This is a genomic window from Nocardiopsis nanhaiensis, assembly GCF_054778635.1.
Map to the genome: position 1 here is coordinate 67,833 of NZ_BAAGZJ010000005.1, position 15,536 is coordinate 83,368.

The following is a 15,536-nucleotide window of genomic DNA, read 5'->3' on the forward strand; positions in this document are numbered from 1 at the left end:
TGTCTGTGGACGTGACTGTGGAGCCGGGTGCGGAGCGGGAGCGGATCGCTGAGCGGTATCGGCGGTTCGCGGTGAATTTCGCCCGCGGTGGTTCGGCGGACTATGAGCGGATCGCTCTGGGGTTGGCCGGGGACGAGCGGGTGCTGGACCTGGTGTTGTCGTTGCCCGAGGGCAATAAGCGCCAGCCCAACCTGTTGTTGGGAGCGGTGCGGTACTTGGGCGGGCCCACCGACTCCTGGGAGGGGTTTCGGGGCTGGTTGGTGGGGCACTGGGATGCGGTGCGCCAGGTGGTGTCGGAGCGCATGACCCAGACCAACGAGGTGCGGCGGTGTGCGACGCTGTTGCCGGTGCTGGCGCGGTTCGAGGGGCCTTTGGCGCTGATCGAGGTGGGGGCGTCGGCGGGGTTGTGCCTGTATCCGGACCGGTACCGGTATTCCTTTGACGGGGCGGGGCCGATCGGGCCTGTGGGCAGCCCGGTGCTGTTGGAGTGTTCCACCCGGGGCGGGGTGCCGGTTCCGGGGGCGCCGCCCGAGGTGGTGTGGCGGGCGGGGGTCGATCTGAACCCGCTGGATGCGGGTGATGAGGGTGATGTGCGGTGGTTGGAGTCGTTGGTGTGGCCGGGGCGCACTCAGCGGGTGCGGGTGGAGCGGTTGCGGGCGGCGGCGTCGGTGGTCGCGGCCGATCCGGCGCGGTTGGTGTCGGGGGACCTGATGGAGGAGTTGCCTCGGTTGGCGGGGCAGGCGCCGCGGGGGGCCACGCTGGTGGTGTTCCACAGTGCGGTGGTGTCGTATCTGTCGGCGGCGCAGCGGGTTCGGTTCGCTGAGCTGGTGCGGGGGTTGCCGGGGCACTGGGTGTCGAATGAGGGGTGGCGGTCCTTCCCGGACTGGGAGTATGCGCGGCCGGAGGTGGAGACCGATTTCACGGTGGGTGTGGATGGTCGTGTGGTGGCGTATGCGGGTGAGCACGGCCAGTCGTTGACGTGGCGGTAGGACATCCGGAGAACACGTGGGGGGTTGGCACTCAGGTGCGCAGCCCCCTTCTTTGTGTGTGGGTTAGAAGGTGTGGGCGTCGACCTGGGCCAGGAGTGCGTCGCGGCGTTGGGGGGTGAGGAAGGAGGCGGTGAAGGAGTTGCGGGCCAGGGTGCGCAGCTGTTCGTTGGTCAGGCCCAGGTGCTCTTGGAGGCCCCGGTAGTTGTCGTGGACGTAGCCGCCGAAGTAGGAGGGGTCGTCGGAGTTGACGGTGACCAGGAGTCCGGCGTCCATGAGGGCGGGCAGGGGGTGGTCGGCCAGGGCGGGGACGGCGCGCAGGCGCACGTTGGAGAAGGGGCACACGGTCAGGGGGGTCTGTGTGGTGGCCAGGTGGGTGATCAGGGCGGGGTCGTCCAGGGCGCGGATGCCGTGGTCGATGCGTTCGGCGCCCAGGAGGTTGAGGGCTTGCCAGATGTAGTCGGCGGGGCCTTCTTCTCCGGCGTGGGCGACGCGGCGCAGGCCGAGCTGGGCGGCGGCGGTGAAGACCTCGGTGAACTTCTCGGGTGGGTTGCCGACTTCGGCGGAGTCGAGTCCGACGGCGGTGATGCGGTCCAGGTGGGGGCGGGCGGCGGCCAGGGTGTTCATGGCTTCGGTGGCGGGGCGGTCGCGCAGGAAGCACAGGATGAGGCTGGTGGAGATGTTGTGGCGCGCCAGGCTGGTGTCCAGGGCGGTGGTGAGGCCGTTGATGACGGTGTCCAGGGGGATGCCGCGGCTGGTGTGGGCTTGGGGGTCGAAGAAGATCTCGGCGTGGCGGACCCCTTGGGCTGCGGCGCGGGTCAGGTAGGCCTCGGTCAGGTCGCGGAAGTCGTCCTCGGTGCGTAGGACGTCCATGAGGGCGTAGTAGAGGTCGAGGAAGGATTGGAGGTCGGTGAAGGAGTAGGCGGCGCGTAGGGCGGCGATGTCGGGGTGGGGGAGGGTGATGTTGTTGCGCTCGGCGAGGTGGAAGGCGAGTTCGGGCTCCAGGGTGCCTTCGATGTGCAGGTGGAGTTCGGCTTTGGGGATGGCCATGGCAGCCGGGCGCCCTTTCGTGGGATGTGTGTGGGTTGGTGGCCATTGTGGCTGATGGGAGGGGGTGGGTGGGGCGGTGGTGGGGTTGATGTGTGCCACATCGGGCTGAGGGGTGTGCGGGTGGTGGGGCCGCTCCGGTGTGAGCGTGGGGTGTGGTGGCAGAGTGCTTCGCGTTGGTGGCTGTCCTGGGCCGCTCAGAGATGGGGGAGTGCTGTGGTGGGTGTGGATGTGGCCGGGTTGCGTGCGCACACTCCGGGGTGTGCGGAGCTGGCGTTCTTCGACAACGCGGGTGCGGCGTTGGTGCCCCGGCAGGTGACCGAGGCGATGGTGGCGCACTTGGAGTTGGAGGCGCGGGTGGGTGGTTATGAGGCCATGGACCTGGCGCAGGCCCAGCTGGAGGAGGGTATGGGGCAGGTGGCGGGCCTGATCGGGGCCGCGCCGGAGGAGGTGGTGTTCTTCGAGGGGGCTTCCCAGGCGTGGTCGCAGGCCCTGGGTGCGGTGGAGTTGGCGCCGGGCCAGCGGGTGCTGACGACCACCAGCGAGTACGCCAGCAACGGGGTGGGGTTGTTGCGGGCGGCGGCTCTGCGCGGGGTGCGGGTGGAGGTGGTGTCCGATGACGCCGACGGGGTGCTGGACGTGGGCGCCTTGGAGGAGGAGCTGGGGCGCGGGGATGTGGGGTTGGTGGCGATCAACCACATGCCCACGCACAACGGGTTGGTGAACCCGGCCGAGCAGGTGGGGGCGGTTTGTGGGCGGTTCGGTGTGACCTATCTGCTGGACGCGTGCCAGTCGGTGGGCCAGTGGGAGGTGGACGTGGAGCGGATCGGGTGTGATCTGCTCTCGGCGACCGGCCGCAAGTTCCTGCGAGGCCCGCGCGGGTCGGGGTTTTTGTATGTGCGGTCGGGGGCCCGGTTGGGTGAGCCGTTGCTGGTCAACCACATCGGGGGTGAGTGGACCGGGCCGGGGCAGTACCGGGTGCTGCCCGGCGCGGCGGGTTTTGCGTCCTTCGAGCACGCGGCGGCGGCCCAGATCGGGTTGGGGGTGGCCGCCCGGTACGCCCGCCAGGTGGGGATGGGGTGGGCGCGTGAGCGGATCGGGGTGTTGTCGCACCGGCTGCGTTCGGCGCTGGGGCGGGTCGCGGGTGTGCAGGTGTGTGACCGGGGGCGTGAGCTGTCAGGGATCGTGACGTTCGCGGTGACCGGGCGTGAGGCGGTGCGGGTGTCGAAGGCGTTGCGTGAGCGCGGGGTGAGCACGACGGTCTCGCACCCGGGGGCGCAGGTGTGGGACGGGTGGGGTGGGCCCGCACGTGCGGTGGTGCGTGCTTCGGTGCACTACTACAACACCGAGGAGGAAGTGGACGTGTTGGCGGGGTTGGTGGCCGAGCTGGCCTGACCCGTGCGCCTCAACCCCGCGGGGCGGTGGCCGGATCGGGCGCGCCGCCCCGCTGGCCCGCGGTGGTTCGCGGGCTAGTGCAGGTGGGTGAAGCGGTCGGTGGCGGCCACGACGGAGGCGCCGATCCCGGAGGTGTTGGCGGTGTGGGCGGCGTCGTCGACGATGACGAGTTCGGCGGCGGTCCAGTGGCGGGCCAGGTCGTAGGCGGTGTCGCTGGGGCCGCTGATGTCCAGGCGGCCGGTGATGAGGGCGGCGGGGATGTGGGCCACGCGCGGGATGTGGTCCAGGAGTTGGTGGGGGGCCAGGAAGCAGTCGTTGGCCCAGTAGTGGGTGACGGTGCGGGCGAAGGTCAGGCGGAAGTCGGGGTCCTCGAAGCGGGGGTTGGGGGTGAAGCCGGGGACGGTGGCCACGTGGGTGTCCTCCCACCGGCACCAGGCTTGGGCGGCGTCGTGGCGCACCTTGGGGTCGGGGCCGGCCAGGAGCCGGGCGTAGGCGGCGGGCAGGTGGTGGGGGTCGGCGTCGGGGCCGGCGTCGGCGCGGAAGCTTTCCCAGGCTTCGGGGAAGATGCGGCGCATGTCGTGGGTGATCCAGGTGATCTCGCGGCGAGTGCCGGCGGTGACGGCGAACAGCACCAGGGAGATGACGTGGTCGGGGTGGGCTTGGGCGTAGGCCAGGCCCAGGCAGGAGCCCCAGGAGGCCCCGAGGACGTGCCAGCGGTCGATGCCCAGGTGGGTGCGTAGGGCTTCGAAGTCGTCGATGAGGTGGGGGGTGGTGTTGGTGGACAGGTCGGTGGTGTGTTCACCGGCGTTGGGGGTGCTGTGGCCGGTGCCGCGTTGGTCGAGCAGGATCATGCGGTAGTGGTCGGGGTCGGTGAAGCGTGACCACTGGGGGTGGGATCCGGAGCCGGGGCCGCCGTGGACGGCCAGGACGGGGGTGCCGTGGGGGTTTCCGCATTCTTGCCAGAACAGGCGGTGGCCGTCGGGGCGGGGCAGGTAGCCGCTGGTGTGGGGGGTGTTGGCGGGGTACATGGTGGGGGCTCCTGTTCGGCGTGTGGTGGGCAGGGTGATGGGGCGGCCCTGGTGCGGGGCCGCGGCGGTGCTGGGGCGTCGATCCGGAACTGGCCCGCCATCCGTTCGGGCGCCGTGCTGGCGCGGCCTTGGTGCGGGGCCCGGGGCCGGTCGGGTTGGCCCCCGATGCTATCGGCGGGTGCTTGGCGTTCCCACTCCCTATGTGGGCGGCGCCCGGGGGTGTGGCGGTGAGTGCGGGAAACGGTTGGGTGCCTTGACCGTGCCCTTGGGGCAGGGGCCAGACTCGGGGCCATGGACGAGGCACAGGAGAGGTCGGGGCTCTCGCGGGGCGAGTTCTCTCGGCGCAGTGGTCTGTCGCCCAAGGCGTTGCGGCTGTATGAGCGGTCGGGGTTGTTGGTGCCGCACCGGGTGGATCCCGACAACGGGTACCGGCGCTACCTGCCCGAGCAGTTGGAGGTGGCGGTGCGGGTGCGTGCGCTGCGGCGGATGGACATGCCGTTGTCGACGGTGGCCGAGGTGGTGGCCGCCCCGCCCGAGGAGGCCGTGGGGTTGGTGCGGGCCTGGTGGCGGGTGCGCCGGGAGGTGGAGCGTTCGCGAGAAGCCATGGTGGAAGGGGTGTGTGCTCTGGTGGGCGGCGAGCAGGGTCTGCAGGGCCCCGGCGGTTCGGGTGACCTTGGTGGGGGTGGTCCGGCCTGGCAGACGTCGGTGGAGTCGGTGCCCGGGGAGAGGGTGGCGTGCGCGCGGGCGTATGTGGGTGTGCAGGACCTGGTGGAGACCTACCTGGGGTTGGCCGCTGGGGTGCGGCGGGTGTTGGCGCGGCAGGGTGCGCGGGCCGGTGAGGCCACGTGGGTGCTGTTTCACGGGACGCCGTCGCCGGATGGGGCGGCGTTGATCGAGGTGGCGGTGCCGTATGCGGGGGTGGCGTGGCCGGAGGGGCGGGTGTCGTTGCGGTGGGAGCCGGGTGGGGTGTGGTTGGTGGCCGCGGTGGAGCGGCGGGATTGTTTCTATCCGCGGATTATGGGGGCGTATGCGGCTGTGGAGCGGGGTGTGGGGGAGCGGGGGTTGCGGCCGGTGGAGGTGTTTCGGGAGGTGTATCTGCGTCCCTTCGAGCGGGTGGGTGAGCGGGAGACGTTTGCGTGGGTGGCGCGGCCGGTGGAGGTGGCGGGATGAGCGGTGACGGGCCGGTTGACGGTGTGGGTGTGGAGCGGTGGCGTGCGCACACGCCCTTTACCGACCCGGGTGCCTATCGGGAGGTGTTGGCGGCCCTGCCGGGGGATGTGGCGGGGATCGGTGCGCGGTTGCGTGGGGTGTTGACGCATTACGTGTACGGGGGCCGGGTGGGTGTGGGTGAGCGGTGGGAGGAGATCGACCTTCGGTGGGTGGAGGCGATGTTGGCCACCGACGCGGTGCGCGGCGGGCGGGCTTGGTCGGTGGGGCGGTCGGTGCCGCTGGTGGGGTGTTGTCGGGATTTTGCGTTGGTGACGGTGGCGGCGTTGCGTGAGCACGGGGTGGCGGCACGGACGCGGGTGGGGTTCGCGTCGTATCTGAACGCGGGTTTTGGTACTGATCACGTGGTGGTGGAGTACTGGGACGGGCGGCGGTGGGTGTGGGTGGACACCCAGTTGGATCCGGCTGGTGGGTGGGGTGTGGACGTGTTGGATCTGTCGCATGAGGGTGCGGTGGGTCAGGTGGCGTTCTCGGGGGCGTCGGCGGTGTGGTTGGCGGTGCGTTCCGGTGAGGTGGACGGGTCCGATTTCGGGGTGGCTCCGGAGTTGCCGATGCTGCGGGGTGGGTGGTTGGTGCGTGACTACGTGTGGTTGGAGGTGGCGCATCGGCTGGGTGTGGAGACGTTGTTGTGGGACCAGTGGGGTGCGATGGGTCGGTGGGGTGAGAACGAGTTGACCGATGAGGTGGCGGGGTTGGTGGTGGGCGCGGATGCGGGGGATGGGGGTGCGGAGGAGGCGTTGGCGGAGTGGTTTTGGCGGGACGGGCGGTTGAATCCGCGGGGTCGGGTGTACTGCGGTTCGCCGTCGGGGTACCGGGGGTGGGTGGATCTGGTCTCGCGGGTGGCCGAGCCGCGCTTGTGAGCCCGGTCTGCCTGTGGTGGGGGTGGCGGGCTGGGTGTGCGGGGGCCTGAGGTGTGGGGTGAGTGGCCGTGGTTCCGATTTTTTCTCTACCTACCGGTAGGTCGAGTGGTGTGTGCAGGTCGACCGCTGTCGTCCTGTCCGTCAACGCCTCGGGGCCACCAAGGGCAAGTTGAGGAGAATTCATCGAAACAACCGAACGGACCCGATGAGTTCATGGCCCGCGGCCGGTCTCAGTAAGTGACACCCGAGGAAAGGACACCGCCATGTCAGAGCTTCTCGTTGACTTCATCACCTCCCTCGACGGCAACGCATCGGGAGAGGGGTGGCCCGGGTTCTGGGGCCTCGAGGGTCCGGAGTACCTCGCTTGGCTCGGCGAGCAGCCCGAGGTCACCCACCTCATGGGAGCGAACACCTACCGCCTGATGTCCGGCTTTGCCGCCGGCGAGGTCCCCCCTGGCCAAGACGAATTCAGGCCCGAAGAGGAGGCGTCTGTCGACGAGCTCACTCAAGCGTCCAAGGTGGTGTTCTCCTCCTCGCTCGAGGAGCCTCTGACGTGGGCCAACTCCACGCTCGTCCGCGACGACGCCGTCGAGACGGTCCGCGCCATGAAGTCGGGTGGCTCGGGGCTCCTCAGCACGATCGGAAGCCTCAGCCTGTGCCGGTCCCTGCTACGGGCTGGACTCGTCGACCGCTTCCGAGTCGTGATGTTCCCGGTGATCACCGGGGCCACGGGCGCAGAACGCATCTACGACGGCTACCCGGACGTCGCTCTGGAGATGATCGAGCACCGGACCTTCGACGGCCGCATCCAGCTGGTCGAGTACAAGCCACGCGTGCTCGAGCGCCCGCCGCTCGGCGCCCCTGCGTGACGTCGCTGCTGTTCTCGCTGATCTTCCTGAGCAGCGTGTTCGTGCTCGCGCAGACCCTGCCCCGGTGGCTGGAGGTGGTGGTGCAGCTCAACCCGGTCACCCACGTGGCGTAGGCGGTGCGTGAGCGCGGCGGCGTCGAAAAGCGGGGCGATTGGTCTCGATTCGCCCCGTTTCTGCCTTGGTCGAAATAGCTTCGGCGGAGGGGGCTGGGAAGCTGGTGTTCTGGCATGCCCGCTGATCATGGAGAAGAGTCCCTGTGCCCGACCAGACAGTTCCCCCGGAGCCCGGTTCGTCGACCGAAGGGCCCGGGCCCCGAGACCCCTTTCTGGCGTTTTGGGGTGAGTACCACCTGTGTACGTTGGCTTCGCCGCGTCCGGACGGCAGCATCCACCAGGTTCCGGTGGGGGTGACCTATGACCCTGAGCGGCATCTGGCGCGGGTGATCACCTTCGCCTCCAGTTTCAAGGCACGCAACCTGGGTGCGCGCCCGGGTACGCGGGTGTCGGTGTGCCAGGTGGACCGGGGGCGGTGGTCGACCCTGGAGGGTGAGGCTTCGGTTTCCCACGAGGAGGGTGCGGTGGCCGAGGCGGTGCGCCGCTATGCCGAGCGGTACCGGCAGCCGCGCCCCAACCCGGACCGGGTGGTGATCGAGATCGCCGTCAAGCGGGTGCTGGGCAACGTGCGCCCCGAGAGTGAGGGGATCATTCCCTGACAGCGGGGGACTGGTTCCGCCCGGGGCCGCGGGGGTTGGCGTGTTCGGGGCACACCAGCCCCCGCTGGTGTGTGCTGGGCCCAGGGTTGCCCTGTGGAGGGGCTGCGGGGGTCATCCGGTGAGGGCCTTGGCGGCCAGGTCGGCGTCGGCTTCGGTGTTGTACAGGTGGAAGGCCAGGCGGGTGCGGCCGCCGCGTTCGGTGGCCGTGATGCCTGCTTGGTGCAGCTTGTCGAGGGCGCCGGGGGTGTCCACGGTGGTGATGGCCGAGTGGGCCGGGGGCTGGTCCAGGTGGGCGCGCAGGCGGTCGGCCAGGCGGGTGTTGTGGGTGTGGATGTGTTCCACACCTTGGTCCAGGAGTACCTGTAGGGAGGGTGCGGCGGCCACGGCGGCGAACCAGTTGGGTGACAGGTCGAAGGCGCGGGCGGTGGGTGCGGCCTGGAAGTGGTCGCGGTAGAAGGCGGTGGCGGGTGTGGCGTCGGCCATGGGTCCGGCGTTGGTGGGGCGCAGGTGGGTGCGCAGGGTGGGGGCGAGGTAGGCCAGGGCCAGGCCGCGGGGTGCCATGAGCCATTTGTAGGCCGAGCAGACCAGGGCGTCGAAGCGGGTGGCGTCCAGGGGGTGCCAGCCCGCGGCTTGGGTGGCGTCGGCCACGACGAGGGTGTGGTGGGTGCGGGCGGCGGTCAGGATCTGGTCGGTGGGGGCCAGGGCGCCGTTGGCGGACTGTACCGGGCTGAAGGCCACGAGGTGGGTGGTGGGGGTGATGTGGTCGGCCAGGGCGTGCAGGGGTGCGGTGTGCACGGTGATGTCGCGGTCGGTTTGGGCGTGGAAGGGGAAGGTGGCGGAGGTGTATTCGCCTTCGGGGACCAGGATGTGGGCGCCGTGGGGGAGGGAGGCGGCGATGGTGCCGATGATCTGGGCGGTGGTGGCGCCCAGGGTGATGTCGTCTGTGGGGGCGTTGAGCAGGTGGGCGAAGCGGGTGCGGGTGGCTTCGACGGCTTCGAACCAGTGGCGGGGGTCGCCGGTGGCGTGGTGCCAGCTGTGGAGGGCGTCGGTCAGGGCCTGGTGGGCGGTGGTGGGTGGGATGCCGTATTGGGCGGTGTTGAGCCAGACGGTGTCGGTGTTGAACAGGTGGTTCATGGTTGGGGAGCCTAGCGGCCGGTGCTGGGCTGGGGCGGGTGCCGACGGTAGAGGAGGGTGGGGGTGCTGCTCCGGCGCGGGTTTTGCTGGATTGGCAACATTGATTGTCAGTTGGTGGGGTGGTGCGCAGGATGGGGGCACGAACAAGGGAGGACACCCATGAACGAGCCCACACGCGCATTCGAGGTCGTGGTCGTCGGCGGCGGCGCCGCCGGGTTGAGCGGGGCGCTGACCCTGGCCCGGGCGCGGCGTTCGGTGCTGGTCTTCGACGCGGGCCAGCCGCGCAACGCCCCCGCCCAAGGAGTACACGCCTGCCTGGGCAACGAGGGCATTGCGCCGACGGAACTGGTGGCGCGGGGGCGTGCGGAGGTCGAGTCCTACGGGGGTGTGGTCGAGCACGGCCGCGTGGTGGCCGTCGAGCGCGCCCCCGCAGGGGCTGGGGAGGGTTTTCGGATCGAGTGTGAGAACGGTGCGGTGGTGGCGGCCCAGCGGTTGCTGGTCACCACCGGGCTGGTCGACGAGTTGCCCGACGTTCCCGGGCTGGCCGAGCACTGGGGCAGCGGGGTGTTGCACTGCCCCTACTGCCACGGGTGGGAGGTGCGCGACCAGAGCGTGGGGGTGCTGGCCAGTGGTCCCGTGGCCGTGCACGCGGGCCTGATGTGGCGGCAGTGGACCGAGCAGGTGACGGTGTTCGCCCACCCCGGACAGGACGTGGGCGCCCAGGACCGGGCCAAGCTGGCCGCGCGAGGGATCACCGTGGTGGACGAGCCGGTGGTGGCGGTGGAGTCCGACGATTTTGGGGTGAGCGGGGTGCGCACCGCCGTTGGGTCGGTGGTGGCGGTGCGTGCGGTGGTGGTGCCCACGTTCATGCGTGCGCGCGCGGATCTGCTGGTGGGCCTGGGGCTTGAGGTGGTCGAGCAGAGGATGGGTGAGCACGTGATGGGCACTTATGTGGAGTCGGGGCCCATGGGCGCCACGGGGGTGCCCGGGGTGTGGGTGGCGGGCAACATCGCCTCGGTGTCGGAGCAGGTGGTGGGGTCGGCTGCCGCGGGTGGTCGGGCCGGGGCGGCGATCAACGCCGACCTGGTCTTCACCGAGGCCGAGCGGGCCGTCTCCGAGGCCGGGTCCGTTTCCGCCTGAGGGTCCTTGCTCAGGTCCCGGTCTGGCCGGAGGGTGGCCCGGCGGGGCCGGGGTTGGTGGGGTCGTGTGGGGACAGTGCCGCCCACACGGCCCCCGCGGTGAGCAGCGCCATCGCCGCAGGTGCGGTGGGGGCGTCGTGCACGAAGTAGATCGCGCTCAGCGCCACCAGGACCGCCGCCCCGTTGTGGACGGGGGAGCGCCACAGGCACACGGCGGCGCCCAGGGTGGCGGCCACCCACCCCAGACCGCCCAGCAGGGTCAGGGTGAAGGCCGCCCAGCCCGCGTTGGCCAGTGGGGCGGAGAAGTCGGCGCTGAAGGCGCTGATCTGGTCCAGGACCGCCCGGCGTTCGTCGGCAGGTAGGTCTTGGGAGTGCAGGGCCAGCAGGCCGCTGGCGATCCCTGCCAGGGTGTCCATCGCCGTGTAGAAGACCACGAACAGCCACAGCCCCACCAGGTTGACGGCGCGCGCCCACCCGCTCCCGGAGCGGGACAACAGGAACAGGGACACCGCCACCAGGCCGAACAAGGGCAGTTGGATGACGTGCACGGTCAACCACAGCTGTGGTTGGTGGGTGGCCATGTGGACCAGGTCGGTGCCGGTGGGGTGGATCAGGGCCGTCACGGTCAGCAGTGCCGGGCCCAGGACCAGGGCCAGCGAACGGATCAGGGGTGGGGTGGCCGGTGGTCCTGGTCGGGGCATCGCCGTCTCCCGGAGGGGGTGGCAGTGGCGGGGCAGGGTCGGGCCTCTGACGCTAACAGCACGGGGCGCTGGTGTGATCGCGGCCGTGCCCGGCGGTTCGGGCAGGTCCCGTCCCGTCCCGGTGTGGGTGGCGGTGGCCGTCGGCCCATGAGGCCGGGGCCGTCCGGGCTTAGGCTGGCCCAGCCCACCGCCTCTTCCACCTTTTGGAGCCCCGGTGACCGTGCCGCGTGAGTTCGCCCAGATCCGACCGTTGGAGAGCTTGGCGCGCCGCGCCCTGGGCCCGCACGTGCGCGTAAGGGGAGTGGAGCGGTTGCCCGGAGGCACCAAGAAGGGCGTCTACCGGTTGCACCTGAACGAGGGGCCCGCCGTGGTCGCCTACGTGTGGGCCGCGGCGGAGAACTTCTGGCCCGAACGCCCCCGTACCGGGGGCCGCGAAGAGCAGGACCCCTTCGCCGACGCCGACGGCCTGGAGCTGTTCGTGGGCGCCGCCGCGTCGTTGGCGCAGGTGGGGGTGCGCACCCCGCGGGTGCACCTGGTCGACCGTGAGCGGCGGGAGTTGGACGCCGACGTGGCGATCGTGGAGGACGTGCGCGGTCCCACGTTGGAGGAGCACATCGCCCACAGTGCCCCGGTGTGGGTGGACGGTGTGCTGGAGAAGTTGGGTGCGGCGCTGGGTGCTATGGCCACCCGGGCCGAGACGGGGCTGGGCAAGGTGTCGCGGCCCCTGGTGCGGGACCGTACGTGTCAGGACCTGGTGCTGGAGCGGGCGCTGAACGACGTGGCCGAGGGGGCCCAGCGGCGGGTGGAGCTGGCTCGGGCCGCGGACCGTGTGGTCGAGCGGTTGCACGAACTGGCGCGGCGGGTCCGGCCGCGTTCCGGGCACGGGCTGGTCCACGGTGAGCTGGGCCCCGACCACGTCCTGGTGGGACAGGGCGGGACCCCGGTGCTCATCGACATCGAGGGGCTGATGTACTTCGACGCCGAGTGGGAGCACGCGTTCCTGCGCCTGCGCTTCGGCGGGCTGTATGGGCGTTTGGCCGTTGCGGGCCTGGACCAGGCCCGCACGGATCTGTACCTGCTGGGCCAGCACCTGTCGCTGGTGGCGGGCCCGCTGCGGTTGTTGGACGGTGATTTCCCGGACCGCGAGGTGATGCTGCAGATCGCCGAGCACCACTTGGGGCGGGTCCTGGCTTACGTGTGAGCAGCGTATGCGGCCTTGGCGGTCAGGGGACGTGGGCCTGGCCACGGTGGGGGCGCCCTCGATGGAGGGGCGTTCGCCGAGGCGGAGCCGCGCTGTGGTCCGCATAGTCCAGAACCAGTAGGCTGGGCGGATGGCGCGACCTCGTGAGTTCGACGAAAAGCGCGTGCTTCTCGCTGTCCGCGACGAGTTCTGGGACAAGGGGTACGCGGCGACGTCGATGGACGACCTGCTGCGCGTGAGCGGGCTGGGCAAGGGCAGCCTCTACGGGGCGTTCGGGGATAAGCGGAGCTTGTTTCTTCGGGTGCTGCGGGAGTACGACGACGCGAACCTGCTGGCACTGCGCGAGCGTCTGGCTTGTGCGGCGAAGGGGGTCGACGTGGTGCGCGAGTTCGTCCTCGGCCTGACCGGTGACCCGACCGGGGCGGTTGCTCGCCGGGGCTGCCTGCTAGCCAACAGCAACGCCGAGCTTGCCGCTAGCACCCCGGATGTCGCTGCTGAGGTCCGCCGCAGCTACGAGGAGATCACCGTCGTCCTCACCGCGGCGCTGGAGCGCGCCCGGAGCGAAGGCGACCTCGATCCCGGTGCCGATCCTTCCGAGACCGCCCGTGCGGCCCTTGTCGCGCAGCTCGGTCTCATCTCCCTTGGGCGCACCGGCATGGATATCGGCGCGCTGACCACGGTTGCTCACTCCACTCTGGCACGACTGCTGCCCACACCCGTGCAGTAGCCACCGGCCGCGCCCTACCGTCGCAGTCCGCGGTCGGCCTGGCGCCCTGCGGCGCGCCCTCAAGCTGCGCGCCGCTGCTTCCAGGGGAACACGGTCGGGCTGCAGACCCCCTGTGTGCTGCCGGTTGCCGGTCGGCCCGATCGGTGACCGGTAGCTTCGGGATGCCGCTGCCGGAGACGGGGTGAGCCCGAGTGCGGAGCCGGGATACTTGGACGATCCAAATTGGACCGACCGGTCCATAAGACGGCTATGATTCTTGACGTATCAGTCCATAATTAAGAGGAGGGCGGCATGGCCGTCTTGGAAGGTAAGGTCGCGGTCGTTACCGGGGCGGGCACGGGCATCGGGTTTGCGACCGCTCGCGCATTCCGCGACGCGGGCGCCACGGTGTTCATCACCGGTCGCCGCAAGCACGTGCTCGACGCCGCGGTCGCCGAGCTCGGCGACCGCGTCACAGGCGTCATCTGTGACGTTTCGGTGTCCTCCGAACTCGACGCGTTCTACAGCACCGTGCGGGACCAGGCCGGACGTATCGACGTGTTGGTCGCCAACGCTGGCGTGGGCACTGCGGCTCCGTTCGGCGAGGTGACCGAGGAGCTGATCGACTCGGTATTCGCCACCAATTTCAAGGGAACGGTGTTCACGTTCCAGCAGGCGCTACCGCTGCTCAGCAAGAACGCTTCGGTGGTCCTGACAGGCTCGACCGCCTCGACCCGGCCCAACCAGGGACTTGAGATCTACGCGGCCTCAAAAGCCGCGGTTCGCACCCTCGCTCGCGGTTGGGCCCTCAGCGCGCGCGCACATGGCTTCCGTGTCAACGTCGTATCCCCTGGTGGTACACGCACCGCGGGTATGTTGGAGCTTGTCCCACCCGAAATGCTCGCCCAGGCCGAAGCCGACGTTCCCCTCGGTCGGCTCGCCGAGCCCGAGGAGATCGCCGCCCTGACGACGTTCCTCGCCTCAGACGCGTCGAGCTACATCAACGGTGCCGAGTTCCACGCCGACGGCGGATACGCCCAGGTGTAAGTGGCCGCACGTCTTCGGCGCGGGTCCTCGGCGGCGCCCTGGGCGAGGTGTCGGGAGGATTCGTCGCCGACGGCGCCGACAAGCCGGTCACCGTCTCCGTGGTGCTTCCCACCGACTCCTGGCACCCGCGGGCCGGCGAGTTCGCGGAGTACGCGCGCCGATGCCCTGGCCGGCCAGGGCATCGGCCTGTAACGCTCGCGGGCCGGTGCGGTTGGGGGCGTAGGCCTTCAGGCGCGGGTCGGCGGGATCCGCAACCGGGTGGCTTCCACCGCACTCAGGCAGTGGTGGAGTGCGCCTTGGACGATGGCGTCCTCACCCAGGCGGGCCAACTCCAACGCGGGCGGGGTCAGGCGTTGGTGCTCCAGGTGGCCTTCCAGGGCCTCCAGCAGGGCGGGGCCGCACCGGGACATCGGGCCGCCGATGACCACGACCTGGGGGTCCAGGAGTGCGCGAATGGCACCGATGCCGTGGGCGAACCGGCGGGTGATCTCCTGGAGGCCTTCCAGCGCCGCGGGGGCGCGGTCGTGGACGGCCTGGGCCAGTGCGGTCAGGTCGGGGGTGTGGCCCAGGCGTTGGTGCAGGTCGTGCTCGCCCTGGCGGTGGGCGGCTTGGCGGGTGAGGCGGTGCAGTTCGGCCGAGCCCACCCAGGCTTCGAAACGCCCCAGTTGGGGTGGGTCGGTGGGCGGGTGGTCGGTGGGTTCTTCGGCGAACAGGTCGAGGAAGCCCAGGTCTCCGGCGTCGTTGGAGGCGCCTCGGTGGAGTTGGCCGCCGACCACCACCCCGGCGCCCACACGCTCTCCCCAGTGGATGAGGACCATGGACTCTTCGTGGTGGGGGCTGCCGCGCCAGCGTTCGCCTTCGGTGGCGAGTTTGACGTCGTTGTCGAGGTAGATGTCGCAGGGCAGGAGATCGCCCAGGGTTGTGACCAGGACGTCGCCGGTGATGTCGGGCATGCTGGCGGTGAACTGCACGTGCTGGGTGTGGGGGTCGACGATGCCGGGTGCGCCGATGGCGGCGTGCCAGATGCGGTCGGGTGCCGAGTCCGCCTCGCGCAGGGCTTGGTGCACGGTGGTGGTCAGGGCCTGGGTGATCAGGGGTGTGTGGGGTGCGGTCAGGGGGGTGGCGGTGGTGGCCAGGGTGGTGCCGGCCAGGTCGGCCAGGGCGACTCTGACCTCGGTGGGGGTGACCGACAGGCCCAGGATGTGGCCGGCCTCGGCGCGGAAGCGCACGCGTTGGGCGGGACGACCTGACCGGCCGCTGGTGCGTGCGGGTTCGAGGAGTTGGACCAGACCGGTCTCCTCCAGGGTGGTCAGGGAGCGGGTGATGGCCTGGCGGGACAGTCCGGTGGCCTTGGCCAGGGCGGGCACGCTGGTGTGGTCGACCTGGCGAAGTTGGGTCAGGACCGCGGTCGCGTTGATCTCGCGCATGAGCCGTGTGTCGGCGGCGACCGGTGCGCTCACGCGCCCTCCTCTGTGCTCGTGCGG

The 15,536-nt window shown here is 70.5% G+C and carries 15 protein-coding genes; 10 read left to right on the plus strand and 5 right to left on the minus strand.

Annotated elements, in window-relative coordinates:
- Window positions 1–5 precede the first annotated feature (5 nt).
- Window positions 6–989, plus strand: a complete 984-nt coding sequence (locus tag ACYVD1_RS03665; RefSeq protein WP_460767678.1) for a DUF2332 domain-containing protein — start codon at window positions 6–8, stop codon at window positions 987–989.
- Between the two features lie 63 nt (window positions 990–1,052).
- Here the strand turns inward: ACYVD1_RS03665 and ACYVD1_RS03670 are convergent, their stop codons facing one another.
- Window positions 1,053–2,036 (minus strand): adenosine deaminase, encoded by a 984-nt coding sequence (locus ACYVD1_RS03670; protein ID WP_460767681.1) that lies wholly within the window; start codon window positions 2,034–2,036, stop codon window positions 1,053–1,055.
- Window positions 2,037–2,252: 216 nt separating this feature from the next.
- Between ACYVD1_RS03670 and ACYVD1_RS03675 the strand changes: the two genes are divergently transcribed.
- The gene (locus ACYVD1_RS03675) at window positions 2,253–3,428 is read left to right on the plus strand and encodes an aminotransferase class V-fold PLP-dependent enzyme (RefSeq protein WP_460767930.1); all 1,176 of its coding nucleotides are present in this window, start codon (window positions 2,253–2,255) and stop codon (window positions 3,426–3,428) included.
- A gap of 74 nt (window positions 3,429–3,502) precedes the next feature.
- On the opposite strand, the gene pip is transcribed toward ACYVD1_RS03675, so the two are convergent.
- Window positions 3,503–4,456, minus strand: coding sequence for a prolyl aminopeptidase (gene pip / locus ACYVD1_RS03680; protein ID WP_460767684.1), 954 nt, complete (start codon window positions 4,454–4,456; stop codon window positions 3,503–3,505).
- A 291-nt stretch (window positions 4,457–4,747) separates the two neighbouring features.
- Here pip and ACYVD1_RS03685 point away from each other — a divergent pair, with 291 nt between their 5' ends.
- The 4 genes from ACYVD1_RS03685 (at window position 4,748) to ACYVD1_RS03700 (ending at window position 8,124) form a co-directional block, all read left to right on the plus strand.
- Window positions 4,748–5,626 (plus strand): MerR family transcriptional regulator, encoded by an 879-nt coding sequence (locus ACYVD1_RS03685; RefSeq protein WP_460767687.1) that lies wholly within the window; start codon window positions 4,748–4,750, stop codon window positions 5,624–5,626.
- Window positions 5,623–6,543 carry a transglutaminase-like domain-containing protein gene (locus ACYVD1_RS03690; protein ID WP_460767690.1) on the plus strand — a complete coding sequence of 307 codons (921 nt, stop codon included), beginning with the start codon at window positions 5,623–5,625 and terminating at the stop codon, window positions 6,541–6,543. The genes ACYVD1_RS03685 and ACYVD1_RS03690 overlap by 4 nt, the downstream gene beginning before the upstream one ends.
- 263 nt (window positions 6,544–6,806) lie before the next feature.
- The gene (locus ACYVD1_RS03695) at window positions 6,807–7,412 is read left to right on the plus strand and encodes a dihydrofolate reductase family protein (protein ID WP_460767693.1); all 606 of its coding nucleotides are present in this window, start codon (window positions 6,807–6,809) and stop codon (window positions 7,410–7,412) included.
- Window positions 7,413–7,668: 256 nt separating this feature from the next.
- A complete protein-coding gene (locus ACYVD1_RS03700; RefSeq protein WP_460767697.1) occupies window positions 7,669–8,124 on the plus strand; it encodes a TIGR03618 family F420-dependent PPOX class oxidoreductase in 456 nt (151 codons plus the stop codon).
- A gap of 111 nt (window positions 8,125–8,235) precedes the next feature.
- Here the strand turns inward: ACYVD1_RS03700 and ACYVD1_RS03705 are convergent, their stop codons facing one another.
- Window positions 8,236–9,258: an aminotransferase class V-fold PLP-dependent enzyme gene (locus tag ACYVD1_RS03705; RefSeq protein ID WP_460767700.1), complete on the minus strand. Its 1,023-nt coding sequence runs from the start codon at window positions 9,256–9,258 to the stop codon at window positions 8,236–8,238.
- Between the two features lie 159 nt (window positions 9,259–9,417).
- Here ACYVD1_RS03705 and ACYVD1_RS03710 point away from each other — a divergent pair, with 159 nt between their 5' ends.
- Window positions 9,418–10,398, plus strand: coding sequence for an NAD(P)/FAD-dependent oxidoreductase (locus tag ACYVD1_RS03710; RefSeq protein WP_460767703.1), 981 nt, complete (start codon window positions 9,418–9,420; stop codon window positions 10,396–10,398).
- A 10-nt stretch (window positions 10,399–10,408) separates the two neighbouring features.
- Here the strand turns inward: ACYVD1_RS03710 and ACYVD1_RS03715 are convergent, their stop codons facing one another.
- Window positions 10,409–11,098 (minus strand): hypothetical protein, encoded by a 690-nt coding sequence (locus tag ACYVD1_RS03715; RefSeq protein WP_460767706.1) that lies wholly within the window; start codon window positions 11,096–11,098, stop codon window positions 10,409–10,411.
- A gap of 214 nt (window positions 11,099–11,312) precedes the next feature.
- On the opposite strand from ACYVD1_RS03715, the gene ACYVD1_RS03720 reads away from it, so the two are divergent.
- The 3 genes from ACYVD1_RS03720 (at window position 11,313) to ACYVD1_RS03730 (ending at window position 14,052) form a co-directional block, all read left to right on the plus strand.
- A complete protein-coding gene (locus ACYVD1_RS03720) occupies window positions 11,313–12,299 on the plus strand; it encodes a phosphotransferase family protein (protein ID WP_460767709.1) in 987 nt (328 codons plus the stop codon).
- A gap of 130 nt (window positions 12,300–12,429) precedes the next feature.
- Complete coding sequence (locus ACYVD1_RS03725; protein WP_460767712.1) at window positions 12,430–13,026, plus strand: TetR/AcrR family transcriptional regulator; 597 nt, start codon at window positions 12,430–12,432, stop codon at window positions 13,024–13,026.
- 291 nt (window positions 13,027–13,317) lie between these two features.
- The gene (locus ACYVD1_RS03730; RefSeq protein ID WP_460767715.1) at window positions 13,318–14,052 is read left to right on the plus strand and encodes an SDR family NAD(P)-dependent oxidoreductase; all 735 of its coding nucleotides are present in this window, start codon (window positions 13,318–13,320) and stop codon (window positions 14,050–14,052) included.
- A gap of 227 nt (window positions 14,053–14,279) precedes the next feature.
- Here ACYVD1_RS03730 and ACYVD1_RS03735 read toward each other — a convergent pair whose 3' ends face one another.
- Window positions 14,280–15,512 (minus strand): ROK family transcriptional regulator, encoded by a 1,233-nt coding sequence (locus ACYVD1_RS03735; protein WP_460767718.1) that lies wholly within the window; start codon window positions 15,510–15,512, stop codon window positions 14,280–14,282.
- Between the last annotated feature and the right edge of the window lie 24 nt (window positions 15,513–15,536).